Here is a 19,460-nt window from a genome sequence, read left to right as displayed (position 1 = left end):
TTGTGACGACCGCCACCAACTAGGCCACTCCGATTCGCCCGTGTCGGGGTGGTCCCGATCCGCGGATACCCTTTGGGGCATGGCGGAGTTCGCGTACGAAGACATGCTTCCGATCGGCCCCGACGAGACGAGCTACCGCCTCCTCACCCGCGAGGGCGTGCGCACGGTCGAGGGCCCCGGCGGGCGTACTTTCCTCGAGGTCGACCCCGAGGCACTGCAGCTGCTCACCGACACCGCCATGCACGACATCGCGCACTACCTGCGGCCGGCGCACCTGGCCCAGCTGCGCTCGATCCTCGACGACGACGCCGCGTCCAACAACGACAAGTTCGTCGCGCTCGACCTGCTCAAGAACGCCAACATCGCGGCGGCGGGCGTGCTGCCGATGTGCCAGGACACCGGCACGGCGATCGTCATGGGCAAGAAGGGCTCGCAGGTGCTGGTCGGCGACGCCGGCGGCCCGCCCGACGAGCGGTCCATCGCGCGCGGTGTCTACGACGCCTACACCCGGCTCAACCTGCGCTACTCCCAGATGGCGCCGGTGAGCATGTGGGAGGAGAAGAACACCGGCTCCAACCTGCCGGCCCAGATCGAGCTGTACGCCGACACCGCGCCCGGGCACGAGACCGCGTACAAGTTCCTGTTCATGGCCAAGGGCGGCGGCTCGGCCAACAAGTCCTTCCTCTACCAGGAGACGAAGGCGATCCTGAACCCCGAGCGGATGATGGCCTTCCTCGACGAGAAGCTGCGCTCGCTCGGCACGGCCGCGTGCCCGCCCTACCACCTCGCGATCGTCATCGGCGGCACCAGCGCCGAGCTCGCGCTCAAGACGGCGAAGTACGCCAGTGCCAAGTATCTCGACGAGCTCCCCAAGGAGGGTGACGCCGTCACCGGCCACGGCTTCCGCGACCGCGAGCTCGAGGAGCAGGTGCTGGAGCTGACCCGGCAGCTCGGCATCGGCGCGCAGTTCGGCGGGAAGTACTTCTGCCACGACGTACGCGTGGTGCGGCTGCCGCGGCACGGCGCGTCGCTGCCCGTGGCCGTCGCGGTCAGCTGCTCGGCCGACCGGCAGTGCCTCGGCAAGATCACGCCCGAGGGCGTGTTCATCGAGGAGCTCGAGCGCGACCCGGCGCGGTTCCTGCCCGACACCACCCACGCCCAGCTCGGCGGCGAGCAGTCCGACGGCGCCGACGAAGACGTCGTGCGCATCGACCTCAACCGGCCGATGGACGACATCCGCGCCGAGCTGACCAAGCACCCGGTCAAGACCCGGCTGTCGCTCACCGGCCCGCTGGTCGTGGCCCGCGACATCGCGCACGCGAAGATCAAGGAGCGGCTCGACGCCGGCGAGCCGATGCCCGACTACCTGCGCGACCACGCGGTCTACTACGCCGGGCCGGCCAAGACGCCCGACGGCTACGCCTCCGGGTCGTTCGGCCCGACGACCGCGGGACGGATGGACTCCTACGTCGACCAGTTCCAGGCGTCCGGCGGCTCGATGGTGATGCTCGCCAAGGGCAACCGCAGCAAGCAGGTCACCGACGCGTGCGCCGCGCACGGCGGCTTCTACCTCGGCTCGATCGGCGGCCCGGCGGCGCGGCTCGCGCAGGACTGCATCAAGAGCGTCGAGGTGCTGGAGTACCCCGAACTCGGCATGGAGGCGATCTGGAAGATCGAGGTCGAGGACTTCCCCGCCTTCGTCGTGGTCGACGACAAGGGCAACGACTTCTTCGCCGCGACCGCGAAGCCGACCGCATTCACCATCACGACGAGGCCAGGACTGTGAGCGACGTGACCGACAACTCCCAGATCAACGGCTCGTTCGACGACCTGTTGTCGGCGAATCGTGAGTTCGCACAGTCGTTCTCGCTCAGCGGCTTCGACGGTGTGGCGCGCGCCGGCGTGGCGATCGTGACGTGCATGGACTCGCGCATCGACCCGCTCGGCATGATCGGGCTCGCTCCCGGCGACGCGAAGATCTTCCGCAACCCCGGTGGGCGCGTGGACAACTCGGCGCTCGAGGCGATGGTGCTCGGGGTGCACCTGCTCAACGTGCAGCGGGTGCTCGTCGTGCCGCACACCCGCTGCGCGATGGCCTCGGCCTCGGAGCAGCAGCTGCGCCGCACGATCGGCGAGTCGGCCGGTCAGGACGCCTCGTGGCAGAGCTTCCACGTCATCAGTGACCAGCTCGACGCCCTCGCCCAGGACGTCGCCAAGGTGCGTTCGCACCCGCTGATCCCCGACACGGTGCAGGTCGGCGGCTTCCTCTACGACGTCGACACCGGCCTGCTCACCCAGCACCGGTGAGGCGCTCGTGAAGATCCTCGCGATCAACCTGCACCCGCTCAAGAGCAGCGCGATCCGGCCGGTCGAGGCGGCCCAGGTGCAGCTGCGCGGGCTCGTCGACGACCGCTCGTGGATGGTCGTCGACGGCGACGGCACTGCCGTCACCGCGCGCGAGGTGCACGCGCTGTTCCGCATCACCTCCGACACCGCGCGCACCGACCCGCAGGTGACCTCGGCGCTGCGGCTGCGCGCACCCGGCCTCCCCCCGCTCGAGGTGGACGAGCCGGTCGACGGCGACCGGGTCGAGGTGCAGCTGTTCTCGCAACGGCTGGGCGCCCTCCCTGCTGCGGCGGAGGCGCACGAGTGGGTCGGGCGCGCGATCGGCCGCGAGGACGTACGGCTGGTGTGGTGCCCCGACCCGAGTGCCCGGCGCCTGGACCCGGCGCATGCCCGCGCTGGCGACCACACCGCGTTCGCCGACGGCTATCCGGTCACCGTCGCCACCACCGGCTCGCTGCGCCAGCTCAACGAGTGGATGGTGTCCGACGCCCTCGAGCGCGGGGACGAGGCTCCAGATCCGTTGCCGATGCAGCGTTTTCGGCCGAACCTGGTGCTCCACTGCGACGAGCCGTTCGCCGAGGACCGCTGGGCCGGCCTGACGATCGGCGGGGTCCGGATGCGCAACGCCAAGCCCAACGAGCGCTGCGTCATGACGACCATCGACCTCAGCAGCCTCGACACCGGCAAGGAGCCGATCCGCACGCTGGCGCGCTATCGCCGCTCCGGCAGCAAGACGCTGTTCGCGACCAACCTCATCCCCGACTCCACCGGTGAGATCCGGGTGGGCGACGAGGTGCTGGCCCACTGAGCCGCCTCCCCCTCCTCAGGCGGCGGCGAGCCTCAGGAGCTGCGGCAGCAGGCGTACGCCCTCGACGACGTGGGTGTGCGGCTGCGCCTCGAGCGCGGCGCGGTCGGCCTTCCCGGTGAGCACCCCCACGCGCCACCCGCAACCGGCGTGCGTGGCGGCCTGCAGGTCGACGGCGGTGTCGCCCGCGGCCAGCACCTCGTGCGGGTCGAGCACGCCGGTGCGCTCCATGGCCCGGAAGATCATGTATGGCGCGGGCCGGCCCTGCGCGACCTCGTCACCACAGACGAGCGCGTCGATGCTGTCACGCCAGTTCAGCTGCTCCACAAGGGAATTCGTGATGTCGCGCGAGAAACCGGTCGTGAGCGCAACCCGCACACCGGAGGCCCGCAACGCCGCGAGCGCGTCTTCGACCCCGGGCAGCGGCACGGGCGGCCGGTCGGCATAGCGGCCGGCCAGCCGGCTGCGGAACGTGTCGAACCGCTCGGCCACCTGCTCGTCGGTGAGCTCGACGCCGCCGGCTGCCGCGAGCGCCCGGATCGCGTGCGCCTTCTCGGTGCCCATGTGGCGCTGCAGGTCGTCGGCGCGCACGGATGGCGCGACGTCCTCCACCACCTCCCGCAGCACGTCGTAGACCAGGCCGTGGTCGTCGATGGTGGTGCCGGCCATGTCGAGCGCGGCGAGAGCGGGGCGGGTCACGAGGCGGTCCCTTCGACGGTCTGGACGCGCACCAGCGCCGGCGCGGCGTCCATCGTGTTCTCGATGGTGAAGTTGGCCAGGCCCGGGAGGTAGCGGTCGTCGGAGAACTCCAGCGGCGCACCCTCCCGGGACGAGGTGGTGCGGCGCACGCGCAGCAGCGGCGCCCCCGGTTGCACCCCGAGCAGGTCGGCGTCGGTCGCGTCGGCCCCGACCGCGTCGATGACGTGCTGGCCGCGATAGAGGTCGACGCCCTGGTCGATGAGGAACTGGAAGATCGAGCCGGAGTCGGCGTCGAAACCGAACAGCGCCGACCCCGCCTCGAGCGTGAAGCTCGTGCGCTCGACCAGGCACGGCGCGCCGTCGAGCAGGCGCTGGCGCAGCACCTGCACCACCGGCTGCCCCGGACCGAGTCCCAGCGCCGCCGCGGTCTCGTCGTCGGCGGGCCGGCGCGCGACCTCGAGCGTGCGCTGCCCGGGCACCCGACCCATCGACTCGGCCCAGCGGGTGAACGACAGGAACGACGAAAAGCTCTGGGCCGGCGGGGCGTTGCGGATGACCGGTGGCCGGCCGCGGCCGCCGACCACGAGCCCCTCGGCCCGCAGCGCCTGCACGGCAGCGCGCACGGTGCCGCGCGAGGCGCCGAACTCCTGGCCGAGCTCGGCCTCGCTGGGCAGCGAGGAGCCGGCCGGCCAGGCGCCGGAGCGGATGCGCTCGCGCAGGGTGTCGGCCAGCCGGACGTGCAGCGGACTCGTGCTGTGGGGCGGGGTCACGAGTTGACCGTACAAGTGTCGATTCGGCCCGCGCAAGCCGGCTGCCGCAGGATCGTGCGACCTCGTCCATCCCGGGATTTTCCATGAAGTGAACGGGATCTGTCCGACAGTGAACGCTCGTCAAACTTGTCTGTACAAGTGCCGTTCTGGCTGGCGTACCAGCCCGACGAGCACGCACAGTGGAGCCGTGCTCAGCTCTCCCACCCTGCTCCCCTCCGCCGCCGACGTGGTCGTCGTCGGGGCCGGCATCGTCGGCCTCGCGCACGCCTTCGAGGCCCACCGCCAGGGCCGATCGGTCGTCGTGCTCGACCGTGACGCACGACCCGCCGGCGCCAGCATCCGCAACTTCGGCCACGCCTGCGTGACCGCCCAGCCCGAGTCGCTGCGCGACCTCGCCCGCTCCTCCCGCGAGGGCTGGCTCACCATGTCGCGGCGCACCGGCATCCCGGTCGACGAGGCCGGCGCCGTGGTGCTCGCCGGCGACCGCGCCGACCTCGACGTCCTCGAGGCGTTCGCCGCGGCCAGGCCCGGCGACGCCACCCTGCTCGACCGCTCCGACCTGGACGACGAGCTGGCCGGGCTGGCCGGCGAGCAGCTGCGCGGCGGCCTGCGGCTGCGGCACGACCTGCGCGTCGACCCCCGCACCACCGCGCCCCGGCTGGCCGGCTGGCTCGAGGCTGCCGGCGTGCCGATCTGCTGGCGGCACAACGTGATCGGCGTGCAGGCCGACTCGATCGGCACGCGCGTGGACACCAACCGCGGCACGATCCGCGCCGAGCAGGTGGTGCTCTGCTCGGGGCACGACCTGGACCACCTCTTCCCCGCGGTCGCCGACGAGCACCGCGTCGAGCGGTGCAGCCTGCAGATGACCCGGTTGGCCGCACCCGGGCCGCAGGTGCGGCCTGCGCTGCTGACCGCGACCTCGGTGCTGCGCTACGGCGCGTTCGGCGAGGTCGCCGACCTGGCGCCGCTGCGCCGGCACCTGGAGTCCACCGCGCCGGGGCTGCTCGCGGCCCAGGCGAACCTGATGCTCACCCAGCTGCCCGACGGCACCCTGCTCGTCGGCGACTCGCACGACTACGCCGCGACGCCCGAGCCGTTCCTGTCGGCCGCGGTCGAGCACCAGCTGCACACCGCGCTCGCCCGTCTGCTCAAGACGGCCGCGCTGCCCGTGCTCGAGCGCTGGCAGGGGGTGTACGCCAGCAGCCCCGCCACCGACGTGCTCGACGTCGAACCGTGGCCGGGTCTGCGCGTGATCACCGTGACCTCCGGCGTCGGCATGACGCTCTCGTTCGGACTCGCCCGGCGCACCTTCCCCCGCCCCTGACCTCCTCGACCTCGCAACCCCTGCTCCGCCACCCCCTGCCTCCCCTGAAAGGCCCCGCCATGTCCAGAAACCGCCTGCGCGCCTGTGCCGCCGCACTCGCCGTCGCCATGCCCCTGGCCCTCACGTCCTGCTCCTCCAGCGAGGCCGCCGGCGGCAGCGACACCTGCCCCGGCGGCGAGGTGCGCTTCGGCGTCGAGCCCTACGAGGACCCGGCCAAGCTCGAGCCGGCCTACCGCGTCCTCGCGGGAGCCCTGGAGAAGAAGCTCGACTGCCCCGTCTCGCTGCAGATCGTGGAGGACTACAGCGCCGAGGTGCTCGCCATGCGCAACAAGCGCCTCGACCTCGGCCAGTTCGGGCCGCTCGGCTTCGTCTTCGCCAGCCAGCGCGCAGGGGCCGAGCCGGTCGCCTCGTTCGGCACCGCCGACGGGAAGCCGTCCACCTACACCGCGGGCATCTGGGTCAAGAAGGACTCCCCCGTCCGCACCCTCGCCGACCTGCGCGGCCGGTCGCTCGCCCTGGGCTCCCCCGGCTCGACCTCGGGCGACGCCCTCCCGCGCTATGCCCTCACCCGCGCCGGCCTCAAGGAGGGGCAGGTGCGCACGACGTACAGCGGAGGGCACCCCGAGTCGCTGCTCGCCCTGACCGGCGGCACCGTCGACGCCGCCCAGATCAACAGCCAGACGCTGGCCACCGCGACCAAGGCCGGAACCTTCCGGCCCGCGGAGTACCGCCGGATCTGGACCTCCGAGCCGATCCCCAACGACCCGATCACGGTGCGCGGCGACGCGCCGCCGGCGTTCAAGAAGGCCGTGCGCGAGGCGCTGCTGCAGCTCTCGCCCAAGGACGTCGAGAAGGTCGCCGGGTTCCTCGACGTGACCCCGCCCGGCCCGATGGTGCCGGTGACCAAGGAGTCCTACCGGCCGATGTTCGACCTGGCCAAGACGATGAAGCTGAGCGAAGAGGATGTCTGAGATGACCACGCGCGACGCCGCGCTGCGCTTGCGCGGCCTGACGAAGGCGTACGCCGGGCGCACCGTGCTCGACGGGCTCGACCTGGACGTCCGGTCCGGTGAGCTGCTGGCGCTGCTCGGCCCCAACGGGTGCGGCAAGTCCACGACGCTGCGCTGCGTCGCCGGGCTGGAGGTCCCCGACGCCGGCTCCGTCGAGGTGGCCGCCGAGCAGCACGTCAGCGGGCGACCGGTGGCCATGGTGTTCCAGCGGGTGCACCTGGTGCCGCGACGGTCGGTGCTGGACAACGTGTGCGCCGGCGGGCTGGGCCGCCTCGGCTGGCGCGGCCTCGCTCCGGCGCTGTTCCCCACCGCCCTGCGCGAGGAGGCGATGGGCTGCCTCGACCGGGTCGGCCTCGCCCACCGGGCGCACGACCGGGCCGGGCGGCTCTCCGGCGGGCAGCAGCAGCGGGTCGCGGTCGCGCGCGCCCTGTGCCAGCGGGCCCCGGTGCTGCTCGCCGACGAACCGGTCTCCGCGCTCGACCCGCGCGCGGCCGAGCAGGTCATGTCGCTGCTGCGCGACCTGGCCCGGAGCGAGGGTCTCGCAGTCGTCGCGGTGCTGCACCAGCCGGCGCTCGCCGCACGCCATGCCGACCGCACGGTCGGGCTGCGCGACGGGCGTCTCCTGCTCGACCAGCCCGCGGGCACCGTGTCCGCGGCCGACCTGGACCTGCTCTACGCCGGCGCGGCCCCGCTGGAGGTGGCGGCATGACCACGCTCACCGGCTCCGCCCGGACGCTGCCCGTCCCGGCCGACCCCCGCCGCGGCCGGCGCCGGGCCCTCGTCGCGACCCTGCTGACCGTGCTGGTCGCCGCGCACGTCGCCGCGTTGCTGCTCACCGACGTCAGCCCCTCGCTGCTGGTGACCGGGTGGCAGGGCATGGCCGCCTTCCTCGCCGACACCATCCCGCCCGACCTCGACTGGGCCACCGTGCTGCGGCCGGCGATCGAGGCGTCGCTGATCACCCTGGCCATCGGGCTGCTCGGCACCACCCTGTCGATCCCGTTCTCGCTGGCGCTCGCCGCCGTGGCCGCGCGCGGCACCGCCCACCCCGCGGCCTACCACGCGGCGCGGTGGCTGCTCAGCGTGCTGCGCGCCGTCCCGGACATCGTGTTCGCGCTGATCTTCGTGACCGCGGTGGGACTCGGCCCGTTCGCCGGCATCCTCGCGATCATCTGCCACAACACCGGCGTGATGGGCAAGCTGTGGGCCGAGTCGATGGAGGACGTCGACCCCGGCCCGGGGCAGGCCCTGGCCACCGCGGGCGCGAGCCCGAGCCAGCGCATCGCCAACGCCACGCTGCCGCAGGTCATGCCGCAGTGGGTCGGCCTCCTGCTCTACCGCTTCGACGTCAACGTGCGCAGCTCGCTGGTGCTGGGCCTGGTCGGCGCGGGCGGCATCGGCCTGCTGATCACCCGCTCGATCAAGACCTTCCAGTTCGACCAGATGCTGACCCAGATCCTGGTGGTGCTGGTGCTGATCGTCGCGGTGGACCAGCTGTCCGCGGGCGTACGCCGTCGGCTGGCTGCCTGAAGGCGGACCCGGCCACGCGCGTACCTCAAAATTGATCGAGACGACCAGGCGTGCCTGGTCGTCTCGATCAATTTCTGAGGTTGTCAGGCGACGCTGACGTTGACCTCGATGTTGCCGCGGGTGGCCTTGGAGTAGGGGCACAGCTGGTGGGCTGCCTCGACCAGCTCCTGCGCCTTGGCGGCGTCGACACCGGGGATGTCGGCGGAGATGTCGACCGCGAGGCCGAAGCCGGAGTCGGTCTTGCCGAAGTGCACGTTGGCCGTGACGGTCGACTCCGACACGTCCAGCCCCTCCTTGCCCGCGACCGCGGCGAGCGCACCCGAGAAGCAGGAGGCGTAGCCGGCCGCGAACAGCGTCTCGGGGTTGGCCTTGGGGTTGCTGGTGCTGCCCGGCTTGCCCAGCGGCAGGTCGATCACGCCGTCGGCGCTCTTGACCGTGCCCTCGCGGCCGCCCTTGGCGGTGGCGGCGGTGGCGTAGAGCTCGTCAGTGATGGCTTCTGCCATGACAACAACGTCCTTTCGGGTGCAGGGGATGGTGCCTGGTCCAACGTACGACCGTGGCCGGGTCCTTCCCGAGCGGCGTCACCTGCTGAGACGCGCAGCGAGGCGGTCCATCGCCTCGGATACCTCGGCGGTCGAGCCGGCGAAGCTGAGCCGCACGAAGCGGCGACCGTCGACCGGGTCGAAGTCGACACCCGGGGTGATCGCCACCCCCGTCTCGGCCAGCAGCCGGGCGCACCAGGCGGTCGAGTCGTCGGTGAGGTGGCCGACGTCGCACCAGGCGTAGAACGCGCCGTCGGGCGGGGCATAGCTGGTGATGCCGAGCTCGGGCAGCCGGTCGACCAGCAGCTGCCGGTTGACGGCGTACCGCTCGACGTGGCCGGTGAGCTCGGCCTGGGCCTCGGGGCTGAACGCGGCCAGCGCGGCGTGCTGGGCCAGCGCCGGCGGGCAGATCGACAGGTTGCCCGACAGCAGCTCGACCGGGCGCACCAGCGGCTCGGGCAGCAGCATCCAGCCCAGCCGCCACCCGGTCATCGAGAAGAACTTGCTCACCGACCCGACGACCACCGCGTCGCGCGAGGTCTCCCACGCGCTCGCGCAGCGCCGGCCGAACGAGACGCCGTGATAGATCTCGTCGCTCACCAGCAGCGTGCCGTGCTCGGAGCACCAGCGGGCGATGGCCGCGAGCTCGTGCTCGTCGATGACCGTGCCGGTGGGGTTCGCCGGGCTGGCGAGGATCAGACCGGCGGGCGGCTCGGGCAGCTGCTCGAGCATCTCGACCGTCGGCTGGAACCTCGTCTCGGGCCCGCAGGCCAGCTCGTGCACGCGAACACCCAACGACTGCAACGTGTTTCGGTATGCCGGGTAGCCGGGTCGCGTCATCGCCACCACGTCGCCGGGGTCGAACGCGGCGAGGAAGAGGGCGGTGAAACCACCGGAGCTGCCGGTCGTCACGACCACCTGGTCGGGGTCGACGTCGATGGCGTACGTCCGTGCGTGGTGCGCGGCGATCGCCTCACGCAGCGGCCGGATGCCGGTGGCCTCGGTGTAGCCGAGGACGTGCTCGTCGAGCGCGCGGGCCGCCGCCTCGCGCACGACCGCCGGGGCCGGGGTGGACGGCTGACCGGCGCACATCAGGATCACGTCACCGTGCGTGCGGGCGCGCTCGGCACCGGCCTTGAGCACCTCCATGACGTGGAACGGCTCGACCTCGCCACGTCGCGACAACCGCGTCACGACCGCGCCCCGGAGGCGGCGGGGGCGGTCGCAGCGGGCGCGTCGAGCACGCGGCGCACCAGGTCCTCCCAGGCGGCGAGGGTGCGCTCGCGCGAGCGCCCGGCCGGTCCGACCTGGCGGTGCACCCAGCCCGGCTCGACCAGGCTGACCAGCTGCTCGGCGAGCAGCTCCAGGTCGCCCTGGACGCCCGCCTCGCGCAGGAGGTGACGGACGTGGGTGCACGCGAGGTCGTACGCACCGCGGGCGCCGTGCGGGGCGTCGCCCCGGGCCAGCAGCACCGAGCGGTGGCGCAGAACCAGCTCGAGCCGGGCGGCGCCGAACGCCAGCAGCCGCTCGCGCGGGGGCGCGCCCGGGCCGAGCGGGGGCGGGCCGGTGAGCATCGCCCGCTGGAACTGCAGCTCGGTGTGGTCCAGCAGCGCGCCCATCAGGCCGGCCCGGCTGCCGTAGCGGCGGAACACCGTGCCCTTGCCGACCCCGGCCGCCTCGGCGACGGCGTCCATGGTCACCGCCTCGACCCCGTCGCGGTCGACCAGGCGGGTCGCGGCGTCGAGGATCTTGGCGGCGTTGCGCGCGGCGTCCTGGCGGACCTCGCGCCCGCCCGCGGCGGCGACCAGCGGGGAGTCGACGAGCGGCAGGGCGGACCCGCAGAGGGTCTCGGCACCGCCTCGTTGCATGCCCGCATCGTCCCACGCGGTGGACGCCCGACGTGCACGGCGACCACGAAGCGGACTACAGTCCGTTTTGTTCCGCCCCGCACCCCTCCCCAGGAGATCCCGTGACCACCGTCCTGGTCCTCGTCGGCAGCCTGCGCGCCGACTCCGTCAACCGTGCCATCGCCCACTCCGCCCAGGAGGCCGCGCCCGAGGGCGTGCAGGTCCGCATCGCCCGCGGCCTGGAGCGGCTGCCGTTCTACAGCGACGACGTCGACGGTCCCGAGGTGCCCGAGACCGTCACCGAGCTGCGCCGTCAGGTCGCCGACTCCGACGCGCTCCTGGTGATCACCCCGGAGTACAACGGCGGCCTCCCCGCCGTGATCAAGAACGCGATCGACTGGGCCTCCCGGCCCTACGGCGAGGCCCCCATCAAGGGCAAGCCGGTCGGCGCCATCGGCGCCGCGCTGTCGCAGTACGGCGGCCAGTGGGCCCAGCAGGAGGCGCTGAAGGCCGCCGGCATCGCGGGCGGCGCACCGCACGACGAGCCGACCGCCTCGCTGCCGATCTCGCGCCTCGGCGAGAACCCCGCCGAGCACGACGAGGTCGTCACCGCCCTGCGTGACGTGCTCACCCGCCTGGCCGACGACGTACGCGAGGCGCAGGCGGCCTGACCCGCTCGCCAGAGCCCACGAGCACACGACGACCTCCGCGATCCACGGGTTGGTCGGGGAGATGCCGCCGGGAGGCGGGAGCCGGCCCGTGGATGGCCCCGTCTGCCGGCTCGCGGTGATGACGTTCCTGACAGCCCCCGACGTTGTTGACACGGACTGACGTTGTTGACAGATCTGCGTGCTGTAGCAGCACTGTGTGTCAACAGCGCAGGGTCGTGTCGACTTCGCGCGGTCGGGTCAGGAACGACCCCGCCCAGACCGGCCAGAATCTCCCAGACTGGCCACTTGCAACCGACCAGTCTGTTAGTTCGTGACCACTCTGGCGATGTACGCCCTCGGCGACTCGCGATTCCGACGTCACCACAGGCGTACTCACGCCTCCTGGCGCCGTTCGGTCACCACGAGCAGGTGACCCGGTCTCGATACGGCCTCCGCTTCGCTCCGGCCTACTCGACCACCGTGGGTCTGGCCTACTCGACCACCGTGGGACTGGCCTACTCGACCGCCTTTGGTCGGGGGCGTTCGGGGGTAGGTCCGCGCAGGTGCCTGGGCCGCCGTCGCCGGTCTCACACCGCGGGGGCCAGGGCGAGCTCGGAGCGGACGACCTCGACCAGCCGCTCGCACACGGCCTGCGCGCGCTCGGCGGTGTCGGCCTCGACCATGACCCGCACGACCGGCTCGGTGCCGGACTTGCGCAGCAGCACCCGCCCGTCGTCGCCGAGGTCGCGCTCGGCGTCGGCGACCGCGGCCTGCACGGCGGCGTTGCCGCTGAGGGCGTTCTTGTCGACGTCGCGCACGTTGATCATCACCTGCGGCATGCGGGTCATGACCGCCGCGAGGTCGGCGAGCGAGCGCCCGGTCGCGGCGACCCGCGAGGCCAGCATGAGGCCGGTCAGCACCCCGTCGCCGGTGGTGCCGTGCTCGAGCAGGATGACGTGGCCGGACTGCTCGCCCCCGAGGGAGAAGCGACCCTCGCGCATCCGCTCCAGGACGTAGCGGTCCCCCACCGCCGTCTGCTCGACCTGGATGCCGTGCTCCTTCATCGCGTTGAGCAGCCCGAGGTTGCTCATCACGGTCGCGACGAGGGTGTCCTGCGCGAGCTGGCCGCGCTCCAGCAGGTCGAGCGCGAGGACGGCCATGATCTGGTCGCCGTCGATCTCGGTGCCCTCGGCGTCGACCGCGAGGCAGCGGTCGGCGTCGCCGTCGTGGGCGATGCCGAGGTCGGCGTCCTGGGCGAGCACGGCCACCTGCAGCCGCTCCAGGTGGGTGCTGCCGTAGCCGTCGTTGATGTTCAGCCCGTCGGGCCGCGCGCCGATGGTCACGACCTCGGCCCCGGCCAGCCGGAAGATCTCCGGCGAGACCTCGCTGGCCGCGCCGTGCGCCGCGTCGACGACGACCTTGAGGCCGTCGAGCCGGCGCGGCAGCGCCTTGAGCAGGTGCGACATGTAGCGGGTCGCGCCGTCGTCCATCGTGTGCACCCGGCCCACGTCGGGACCGGTGGGGCGGGTCCACGGCTCGTCCATGGCGGCCTGGATGCGGTCCTCGACGTCGTCGGGCAGCTTGTGCCCGCCGCGGGCGAAGAACTTGATGCCGTTGTCGGGCATCGCGTTGTGCGACGCGGACAGCATCACGCCGAAGTCGGCGCCGGTGTCGGCGGTCAGGTAGGCCACGGCCGGCGTCGGCAGCACGCCCACGTCGTACACGTCGATGCCGGCGGACGCCAGGCCGGCGACGACCGCGGCCGACAGGAACTCCCCCGACGCGCGCGGGTCGCGCCCGACCACGGCCTTGGCGCGGTGGTCGGGCCCGTCGCCGAGCACCCGGGCGGCTGCCGTCGCGAGCGACAGCGCCAGCTCCGCGGTGATGTCGACGCCCGCGAGGCCCCGCACCCCATCGGTTCCGAAAAGTCGGCTCATCCTTCAGGACACCTCTCGCTCAGTCCCCCGCCCGACCCCCGGTCGGCGGTGCATCGGAAAATACTCCCCCGGACATGCCGAGAGCGGCACCCGGACACACCGGGTGCCGCTCCAGGCGGCTCGCGCGATCAGCGCTTGCTGTACTGCGGCGCCTTGCGGGCCTTCTTGAGACCGGCCTTCTTGCGCTCCGGGACGCGGGCGTCACGGGTCAGGAAGCCGGCCTTCTTCAGGGCCGGGCGGTTGAGCTCGGCGTCGACCTCGTTGAGCGAGCGCGCGACACCCAGGCGGACGGCACCGGCCTGGCCCGAGGGGCCACCGCCGTGCACCCGCACGAGCACGTCGTACGCACCGTCGAGCTCGAGCACCTTCAGGGGCTCGTTGACCTCCTGCTGGTGCACCTTGTTCGGGAAGTACTCCTCCAGGGTGCGGCCGTTGATCTTCCACACGCCGGTGCCCGGGACGATGCGCACGCGGGCGATGGCCTGCTTGCGGCGGCCGGTGCCCGAACCGGGCGCGGACGCGCTCGGACGGCGCACCTCCTCGCCCTCGGCCGGGGCCTCGGTGCTCTCGCTGGTGTAGTTCTGAAGCTGCGGCTCGTCGGCCTCGAGGGCGTCGAGCTGGGTCTGGTCAGCCACGGTTCTCCTTGGTTGTCTAAAGGCTCAGGGGGCCGGGCTTACTGCGCGACCTGGGTGATCTCGAACGGGACCGGCTTCTGCGCACCGTGCGGGTGCTCGGCGCCGGCGTAGACCTTGAGCTTGCTCAGCTGCTGACGCCCGAGGGAGTTCTTCGGCAGCATGCCGCGCACGGCCTTCTCGACAGCCTTGGCGGGGTCCTTGGCCATCAGGTCGGTGTAGGAGACAGCCTTGAGCCCGCCCGGGAAGCCCGAGTGGCGGTAGGCCTTCTTCTGCTCCAGCTTGGCGCCGGTCAGCGCCACCTTGTCCGCGTTGACGATGATGACGAAGTCACCCGTGTCGACGTGCGGGGCAAAGGTCGGCTTGTGCTTGCCGCGCAGCAGGATCGCCGTCTGGCTGGCCAGCCGGCCGAGCACCACGTCAGTGGCGTCGATGACGTGCCAGACGCGGTCCTTGTTGACCTCGGCCGGCTTGGGGGTAAACGTACGCACGGTTCGTCACCTTCGGTCGTTGTTGCTTCGGGGTCTGCTCGTGCTGCGGGTTTCACACCCGGTTCAGCACCGACCCACCATGTTACGGGGGTGCAGACACCCCTCCCAAATCGTGCCAACCGCCCGGATCACGTTGTCGCACAAGGCTTTTCGGTCGTACGTCGGGGGCCGGCAGACCTTGCTCGCCGGCTTTTGCACACGTATTGTGCAAAACATGACCCCCGCGGACACCCCCGAGGCGACGCCGGCGTGGCGGCTGCTGGCCCACCCGCTGCGCTCGCGCATCGTCGCCCACCTGCGGCTGCACGGGGGCGCCACCGCCACCGAGCTCGCCCAGGCGCTCGGCACGCACACGGGGGCGACGAGCTATCACGTGCGGGTGCTGGCCGGGGCCGGGCTGGTGGAGGACACCGGGCTCGGCAACGCCAAGACCCGGGTGTGGGCGCTGGCCGAGGCCGACGACGACGGTGACGACCTCGCCACCGCGAACCTCGGCGACGACGACGGCATGGGCGCCTGGCTGGCCCACGACTACGTCGACCACTTCGCCGAGAAGACGCACGCCTGGATCGACGACCGCGAGGCGTGGGAGCCGGTGTGGCAGGACGAGGCGGGGCTGCAGGACGCCCTCGTGCTGGTCAGCGAGGAGCAGCTGGCCGCCCTGCGCGCGGAGCTGAGCGAGGTGGTCGCCCGATACCGGCGCATCGGAGCGGGGACGCCCGGCGCCCGGCGGGTGACGGCGTACACCGCTCTGCTGCCGGTCGACCCGCGCTGAGCCTGCGAGCGCCGGCAGCGCCGGGTGAGCAGTCGCGCGTGGAGCGGATCGGCGGGCGGGTGCGTCTGTAGGTTCGCCCCGCCCCGACCCCTCCGAGGAGGCTCCCCCGTGACCGTGCCCCACCCCGCGCCGGCGACGCCCGGCCGCAGCTATGCCCTCTACACCGACCCCGCGCGCGAGCGGAAGGTCGCGGTGCGGATGAGCGTCGTGACGGTCGCGATGCTGCTGCTGCTCGCACTCGCGGTCATCGACATCGCGGGCGACGGCTTCCGGATCCGCAACGTCACCTTCGTCCTGATCGGGCTCGGCGGCGGCCTGGCCGCCGGGCTGATGGCGGTGAACGGGTTCGCGCTGGCGCGCAGGACCGGCGAGGACCTGCTGACCATCGCGGTCGAGGAGCCCGGGCTGGTCGGGCCGGAGCAGATGCGCATCCCGTGGCAGGCGGTGTCGGGGGTCGAGCACCTGACGCACGGCAAGGCGCAGCGCAGCACGGCCGGGCACGCGCCGCACTCGGTGCGCATCCACGTGCGCGACCACGACGGGTTCGCCTCGACGCTGACCGACGACCAGCGGCTCTCCCTGAAGCCGACGACGAACGGCCAGGGCCGCGTCGACGTCGGGCTCGGCATGGTGACCGAGCAGCAGTTCGGCGAGCTGGTCGACGCACTGGGCGCCGCCACCGCGCAGCGCGGCATCCCGTTCCGCGAGGGCGACCCGGACGCCGACTGACCCGGCGGCCGCGGGCAGATCGGGTCGATACCGACCCGACCTGTCACGCCAGATGCAGCTCCGTCACCGGTCCCGACGCACCCGGGTCTCGTCCCAGACCGGGTCGGGCGACTCACGCACCTTGCCGTCGGCGCCGAAGACCAGGAACCGGTCGAACCCGCGCGCGAACCACCGGTCGTGGGTGACCGCGACGACCGTGCCGTCGAACGCCGCGAGCCCGTCCTCCAGCGCCTCGGCCGAGTGCAGGTCGAGGTTGTCGGTGGGCTCGTCGAGCAGCAGCAGCGTGGCGCCGGACAGCTCCAGCATCAGGATCTGGAAGCGGGCCTGCTGCCCGCCCGACAGCGACCCGAAGCGCTGCTCGGCCGCCCGCGCCAGCTCGTAGCGGTCGAGCGCGCGCGAGGCCAGGTCGCGCGGCATCCCGGCGCGGTGGTCGTCGCCGCGGTGCAGGATCTCCAGCAGGGTCTGGTTCGACCAGACGGGGTGCTCGTGGGTCTGGTTGAACCAGCCCGGTCGCACCCGTGACCCGAGGCGGGCGGCGCCGGCGTGCGCCACCGGCTCCGGGCGTACGTCCCCGACCGGCTGGTGCTCCACGTCCGGGTCGCTGCCGCCCGCCGCGAGCAGCCGCAGGAAGTGGCTCTTGCCCGAGCCGTTCGAGCCGAGCACGGCGACCCGCTCGCCGTACCAGACCTCCAGGTCGAACGGCTTCATCAGACCGGTGAGCTCCAGGCGCTCGGCGACGACCGCCCGCTTGGCCGTCCGCCCGCCGCGCAGCCGCATCTTCACGTTCTGCTCGTACGGCGTCGCCTCGGGTGGGCCCGCGTCCTCGAAGCGGCGCAGCCTGGTCTGCGCGGCCTGGTACCGCGCGGCCATGTCGGAGTTGTAGGCCGCCTTCTGCTTGTACATCTGCACCAGCGCCTTCAGCTTGGCGTGCTCCTCGTCCCAGCGCCGGCGCAGCTCCTCCAGCCGCGCCATCCGGTCGGCCCGCGCCTGGTGGTAGGTCGCGAACCGACCCGGGTGCACCCACGCGATGCTGCCTGCCGCCGTCGGCTCGAGCGTCGCGATGCTCGTCGCGACCTGGTCGAGCAGCTCGCGGTCGTGGCTGATCAGCAGCACGGTCTTGTCGGACGCCTGCAGCTGCTGCTCGAGCCAGCGCTTGGTCGGCACGTCGAGGTAGTTGTCCGGCTCGTCGAGCAGCAGCACCTCGTCGGGCCCGCGCAGCAGCGCCTCGAGCACCAGCCGCTTCTGCTCCCCGCCGGAAAGCGTTGTCAGATCACGCCATTGGGCCTTCTCGAAGGGCACCCCGAGCGCCGCGACGGTGCAGACGTCCCACAGCGTCTCGTGGTCGTAGCCGCCGACGTCGGCCCAGTCGGCCAGGGCCTGCGCGTACGCCATCTGGGCCGGCTCGTCGTCGCGCTCCATGATCTCGAGCTCGGCGGCGTCGACCGCCCGGGCCGCGGTGCGCACGTCGGGCGGGGCGACGCTCACCAGCAGGTCGCGCACGGTCTGCGGGTGCCCCTCGCCGGTGCGCCCGACGAACTGCGACATCACGCCGAGCCCTCCGGTGCGGGTGATCGCCCCGTCCTGCGCCGCCAGCTCGCCGCTGATGATCCGCATGAGGGTGGTCTTGCCGGTGCCGTTGGGTCCGACCAGCGCCACCTTCGCGCCGTCGCCGACGCGCAGGCTCACCCCGCCGAGCAGCGGCCGGCCGTCGGGGAGGGAGAAGACGATGTCGTTGACGTCGATGTGGCCCACGAGGTCAGCAGTCTGGCTGCTGCGCGCCCCGACGTCATCCCGGATTCGGCGTCAGCCCCAGGTCGCCGAGCTTGCCCGGGTTGCGCACCAAGAAGATCCGGTCCACGCGGCCGTCGACGATGCGCAGGTGCATGGTCGTGACCTCCTCGCCGCGCCGGATCACCGCGGACGGGACGCCGTTGAGCTCGCGCACCTCCACCGTGTACCCGGGGTTCTTCGTCGCCAACCCGACGGCGAAGCGCAGCACCCGGTCCGGGCCCTCGATGGGCCGCAGCGCCGCACGGCGCACCCCGCCGCCGTCGGTCACGAGCACGACGTCCGGCGCGAGCAGCGCGGTGGCGCCGTCCAGGTCGCCGCCGGCCAGCGCGACGAGGAAGGCGCGGGCGATCCGCTGGTGCGCGCTCGGGTCGACGTCGTACGCCCGGTCCCGCTCGGTGAGGTGGGCGCGGGCACGAGCGACCAGCTGACGTACGGCGGCGGGGGTGCTGGCCAGCGACTCGGCCACCTCGGCGGTGGGCACGTCGAAGACCTCGCGCAGCACGAAGGCGGCCCGCTCGAGCGGGGTCAGCTGCTCGAGCATGACCATCAGCGCGTAGGACACCGAGTCGGCGATCTCGGCCGCCTCGTCGGGTCGGCGGCTGGTGTCGAGCGGTTCGGGGAGCCACGGACCGACGTAGTCCTCGCGGCGCCGGCGGGTGTCACGCAACCGGTTGAGCGCGCGGTTGGAGACCACCTTGGTGAGATAGGCGGACGGCGCTGCGACGCCGGTGCGGTCGGCAGCCTGCCAGGCGATCCAGGTCTCCTGGACGACGTCCTCGGCGTCGGCCACGACCCCCAGGATCCGATAGGCCACGCCGAACAGCCGCGGGCGCAGCTGCTCGAACTCGGTCGTCGAATCCGCCTGCAACGACTGCGGATCCGTCATGCCGGCACCTCGCAGCGGTCGGCGAACCCCTGGCTGGTGAGGCCGAGCGCGCTGTTGAACCTCGACCGTTGGTTCTCCACGGCCACCATCATGGTCAGCTCGACGAGGGCACGGGTGCCGAGCGCCGAGTCGAGGGCGGCGACCATCTCGTCGGTGACCTCGTCGGGGGTGGCGCACATCGCCTCGGCGTACGCCAGCACCTGCCGCTCGACCGGCGTGAATCGGTCGCTGGTGCGCCAGGTCGGCACGTCGCGCAGCACGTCCTCCGAGAGTCCGTCGGTGGCGGAGAGCCAGTAGCCGAAGTCGGTGCACCACCGGCAACCGATGGCGTGGGCGGCACCCATCACGGCGAGGTGCTTCAGCCGCGGGTCGAGCGCGTCCCAGCGAGCGAGCCGCTGCTCGAAGCGGCCCACCGTGAGCAGCAGGCTCGGGTGGTGGCCCATCGCGCGGCTGGGGTCGAGGTCGGCGCCGTACGTCCGGCGGGAGAACCACGAGACGGCTCGGGTCACGAGCGTCCGGGGCGGGTCGAGGCTGATGCGGGCCCTGAGGCGGGTCCTTTCGTTCCGGCGGTCACAGGGGGAGACACCGCCCGCGGCCCAGGTGTGACACCGACCGGGAAAACCGGGTGCGCCTCCTCCCGCACCCGTGCCAGGTTGGGCGCACCAGTCACCGAGTCAGAAGGGCACCCTCGTG

Annotated in this window: 21 protein-coding genes; 10 read left to right on the top strand and 11 right to left on the bottom strand. The window is 72.5% G+C overall.

All coding sequences use genetic code 11. The features are described 5' to 3' along the window. The first annotated feature begins 79 nt into the window (after positions 1 to 79). From FB554_RS02035 to FB554_RS02025, 3 genes are read left to right on the top strand one after another with little or no spacing between them, the layout of a single operon-like run. A complete protein-coding gene (locus FB554_RS02035; protein WP_142004408.1) occupies positions 80 to 1,786 on the top strand; it encodes a fumarate hydratase in 1,707 nt (568 codons plus the stop codon). Beyond that, on the top strand, positions 1,783 to 2,307 hold the full coding sequence (locus FB554_RS02030; protein WP_420809455.1) for a beta-class carbonic anhydrase: 525 nt from the start codon (positions 1,783 to 1,785) through the stop codon (positions 2,305 to 2,307). Before FB554_RS02035 ends, FB554_RS02030 begins: the two co-directional genes overlap by 4 nt. Before the next feature lie 7 nt (positions 2,308 to 2,314). Then, positions 2,315 to 3,154 carry an MOSC domain-containing protein gene (locus tag FB554_RS02025; protein ID WP_142004406.1) on the top strand — a complete coding sequence of 280 codons (840 nt, stop codon included), beginning with the start codon at positions 2,315 to 2,317 and terminating at the stop codon, positions 3,152 to 3,154. Between the two features lie 15 nt (positions 3,155 to 3,169). Here the strand turns inward: FB554_RS02025 and FB554_RS02020 are convergent, their stop codons facing one another. Next, positions 3,170 to 3,850 carry a phosphonatase-like hydrolase gene (locus tag FB554_RS02020; RefSeq protein ID WP_236022215.1) on the bottom strand — a complete coding sequence of 227 codons (681 nt, stop codon included), beginning with the start codon at positions 3,848 to 3,850 and terminating at the stop codon, positions 3,170 to 3,172. Next, the gene (locus tag FB554_RS02015) at positions 3,847 to 4,620 is read right to left on the bottom strand and encodes a GntR family transcriptional regulator (protein ID WP_142004405.1); all 774 of its coding nucleotides are present in this window, start codon (positions 4,618 to 4,620) and stop codon (positions 3,847 to 3,849) included. The genes FB554_RS02020 and FB554_RS02015 overlap by 4 nt, the downstream gene beginning before the upstream one ends. Before the next feature lie 187 nt (positions 4,621 to 4,807). Here FB554_RS02015 and FB554_RS02010 point away from each other — a divergent pair, with 187 nt between their 5' ends. Genes FB554_RS02010 through phnE form a run of 4 tightly spaced genes read left to right on the top strand, consistent with a single transcriptional unit; the run spans position 4,808 to position 8,487 of the window. After that, a complete protein-coding gene (locus FB554_RS02010; RefSeq protein ID WP_170206749.1) occupies positions 4,808 to 5,947 on the top strand; it encodes a TIGR03364 family FAD-dependent oxidoreductase in 1,140 nt (379 codons plus the stop codon). 59 nt (positions 5,948 to 6,006) lie between these two features. Beyond that, the gene (locus FB554_RS02005) at positions 6,007 to 6,918 is read left to right on the top strand and encodes a phosphate/phosphite/phosphonate ABC transporter substrate-binding protein (protein ID WP_142004404.1); all 912 of its coding nucleotides are present in this window, start codon (positions 6,007 to 6,009) and stop codon (positions 6,916 to 6,918) included. 1 nt (position 6,919) lies between these two features. Beyond that, complete coding sequence (locus FB554_RS02000) at positions 6,920 to 7,666, top strand: phosphonate ABC transporter ATP-binding protein (RefSeq protein WP_142004403.1); 747 nt, start codon at positions 6,920 to 6,922, stop codon at positions 7,664 to 7,666. Continuing rightward, the gene (phnE, locus tag FB554_RS01995; RefSeq protein ID WP_142004402.1) at positions 7,663 to 8,487 is read left to right on the top strand and encodes a phosphonate ABC transporter, permease protein PhnE; all 825 of its coding nucleotides are present in this window, start codon (positions 7,663 to 7,665) and stop codon (positions 8,485 to 8,487) included. Before FB554_RS02000 ends, phnE begins: the two co-directional genes overlap by 4 nt. An 83-nt stretch (positions 8,488 to 8,570) precedes the next feature. Here the strand turns inward: phnE and FB554_RS01990 are convergent, their stop codons facing one another. From FB554_RS01990 to FB554_RS01980, 3 genes are all read right to left on the bottom strand, one after another. Next, complete coding sequence (locus tag FB554_RS01990; protein WP_142004401.1) at positions 8,571 to 8,990, bottom strand: organic hydroperoxide resistance protein; 420 nt, start codon at positions 8,988 to 8,990, stop codon at positions 8,571 to 8,573. Positions 8,991 to 9,068: 78 nt separating this feature from the next. After that, positions 9,069 to 10,178, bottom strand: a complete 1,110-nt coding sequence (locus tag FB554_RS01985) for a pyridoxal phosphate-dependent aminotransferase (protein ID WP_142007361.1) — start codon at positions 10,176 to 10,178, stop codon at positions 9,069 to 9,071. A 41-nt stretch (positions 10,179 to 10,219) separates the two neighbouring features. After that, on the bottom strand, positions 10,220 to 10,897 hold the full coding sequence (locus tag FB554_RS01980; RefSeq protein WP_142004400.1) for a TetR/AcrR family transcriptional regulator: 678 nt from the start codon (positions 10,895 to 10,897) through the stop codon (positions 10,220 to 10,222). A gap of 101 nt (positions 10,898 to 10,998) precedes the next feature. Here FB554_RS01980 and FB554_RS01975 point away from each other — a divergent pair, with 101 nt between their 5' ends. Further along, positions 10,999 to 11,547, top strand: coding sequence for an NAD(P)H-dependent oxidoreductase (locus FB554_RS01975; protein WP_142004399.1), 549 nt, complete (start codon positions 10,999 to 11,001; stop codon positions 11,545 to 11,547). Positions 11,548 to 12,113: 566 nt separating this feature from the next. Here FB554_RS01975 and glmM read toward each other — a convergent pair. The 3 genes from glmM to rplM form a co-directional block, all read right to left on the bottom strand. Then, entirely contained in the window at positions 12,114 to 13,463 is a 1,350-nt protein-coding gene (glmM, locus tag FB554_RS01970; protein WP_142004398.1) for a phosphoglucosamine mutase, read from the bottom strand. A gap of 128 nt (positions 13,464 to 13,591) precedes the next feature. Then, entirely contained in the window at positions 13,592 to 14,098 is a 507-nt protein-coding gene (gene rpsI, locus FB554_RS01965; protein ID WP_142004397.1) for a 30S ribosomal protein S9, read from the bottom strand. Between the two features lie 38 nt (positions 14,099 to 14,136). Beyond that, positions 14,137 to 14,586, bottom strand: coding sequence for a 50S ribosomal protein L13 (gene rplM / locus FB554_RS01960; protein ID WP_142004396.1), 450 nt, complete (start codon positions 14,584 to 14,586; stop codon positions 14,137 to 14,139). Between the two features lie 214 nt (positions 14,587 to 14,800). Between rplM and FB554_RS01955 the strand changes: the two genes are divergently transcribed. Beyond that, the gene (locus tag FB554_RS01955) at positions 14,801 to 15,361 is read left to right on the top strand and encodes an ArsR/SmtB family transcription factor (RefSeq protein WP_142004395.1); all 561 of its coding nucleotides are present in this window, start codon (positions 14,801 to 14,803) and stop codon (positions 15,359 to 15,361) included. A gap of 108 nt (positions 15,362 to 15,469) precedes the next feature. Beyond that, on the top strand, positions 15,470 to 16,090 hold the full coding sequence (locus tag FB554_RS01950; protein WP_142004394.1) for a hypothetical protein: 621 nt from the start codon (positions 15,470 to 15,472) through the stop codon (positions 16,088 to 16,090). 63 nt (positions 16,091 to 16,153) lie between these two features. Here FB554_RS01950 and FB554_RS01945 read toward each other — a convergent pair whose 3' ends face one another. Genes FB554_RS01945 through FB554_RS01935 form a run of 3 tightly spaced genes read right to left on the bottom strand, consistent with a single transcriptional unit; the run spans position 16,154 to position 19,276 of the window. Beyond that, positions 16,154 to 17,842, bottom strand: a complete 1,689-nt coding sequence (locus FB554_RS01945) for an ABC-F family ATP-binding cassette domain-containing protein (protein ID WP_142004393.1) — start codon at positions 17,840 to 17,842, stop codon at positions 16,154 to 16,156. A gap of 34 nt (positions 17,843 to 17,876) precedes the next feature. Then, positions 17,877 to 18,767, bottom strand: a complete 891-nt coding sequence (gene sigJ, locus FB554_RS01940) for an RNA polymerase sigma factor SigJ (protein WP_211344514.1) — start codon at positions 18,765 to 18,767, stop codon at positions 17,877 to 17,879. Further along, positions 18,764 to 19,276 (bottom strand): carboxymuconolactone decarboxylase family protein, encoded by a 513-nt coding sequence (locus FB554_RS01935; RefSeq protein ID WP_236022214.1) that lies wholly within the window; start codon positions 19,274 to 19,276, stop codon positions 18,764 to 18,766. The genes sigJ and FB554_RS01935 overlap by 4 nt, the downstream gene beginning before the upstream one ends. Between the last annotated feature and the right edge of the window lie 184 nt (positions 19,277 to 19,460).

Origin of the sequence: Barrientosiimonas humi, assembly GCF_006716095.1 — a bacterium.
Classification (GTDB): domain Bacteria; phylum Actinomycetota; class Actinomycetes; order Actinomycetales; family Dermatophilaceae; genus Barrientosiimonas; species Barrientosiimonas humi.
The sequence above is the reverse complement of the archived record's forward strand: the minus strand, read 5'-3'. Positions and strand labels throughout refer to the sequence as shown.

Bases quoted from the DNA above. Each gene is read 5' to 3' on its own strand.
- FB554_RS01985 (WP_142007361.1), bottom strand. From the start codon at position 10,178: ATGGAGGTGCTCAAGGCCGGTGCCGAGCGCGCCCGCACGCACGGTGAC.
- FB554_RS02005 (WP_142004404.1), top strand. From the start codon at position 6,007: ATGTCCAGAAACCGCCTGCGCGCCTGTGCCGCCGCACTCGCCGTCGCC.
- FB554_RS01990 (WP_142004401.1), bottom strand. From the start codon at position 8,990: ATGGCAGAAGCCATCACTGACGAGCTCTACGCCACCGCCGCCACCGCC.
- sigJ (WP_211344514.1), bottom strand. From the start codon at position 18,767: ATGACGGATCCGCAGTCGTTGCAGGCGGATTCGACGACCGAGTTCGAG.
- phnE (WP_142004402.1), top strand. From the start codon at position 7,663: ATGACCACGCTCACCGGCTCCGCCCGGACGCTGCCCGTCCCGGCCGAC.
- glmM (WP_142004398.1), bottom strand. From the start codon at position 13,463: ATGAGCCGACTTTTCGGAACCGATGGGGTGCGGGGCCTCGCGGGCGTC.
- FB554_RS02035 (WP_142004408.1), top strand. From the start codon at position 80: ATGGCGGAGTTCGCGTACGAAGACATGCTTCCGATCGGCCCCGACGAG.
- FB554_RS01955 (WP_142004395.1), top strand. From the start codon at position 14,801: ATGACCCCCGCGGACACCCCCGAGGCGACGCCGGCGTGGCGGCTGCTG.
- FB554_RS01980 (WP_142004400.1), bottom strand. From the start codon at position 10,897: ATGCAACGAGGCGGTGCCGAGACCCTCTGCGGGTCCGCCCTGCCGCTC.
- FB554_RS02000 (WP_142004403.1), top strand. From the start codon at position 6,920: ATGACCACGCGCGACGCCGCGCTGCGCTTGCGCGGCCTGACGAAGGCG.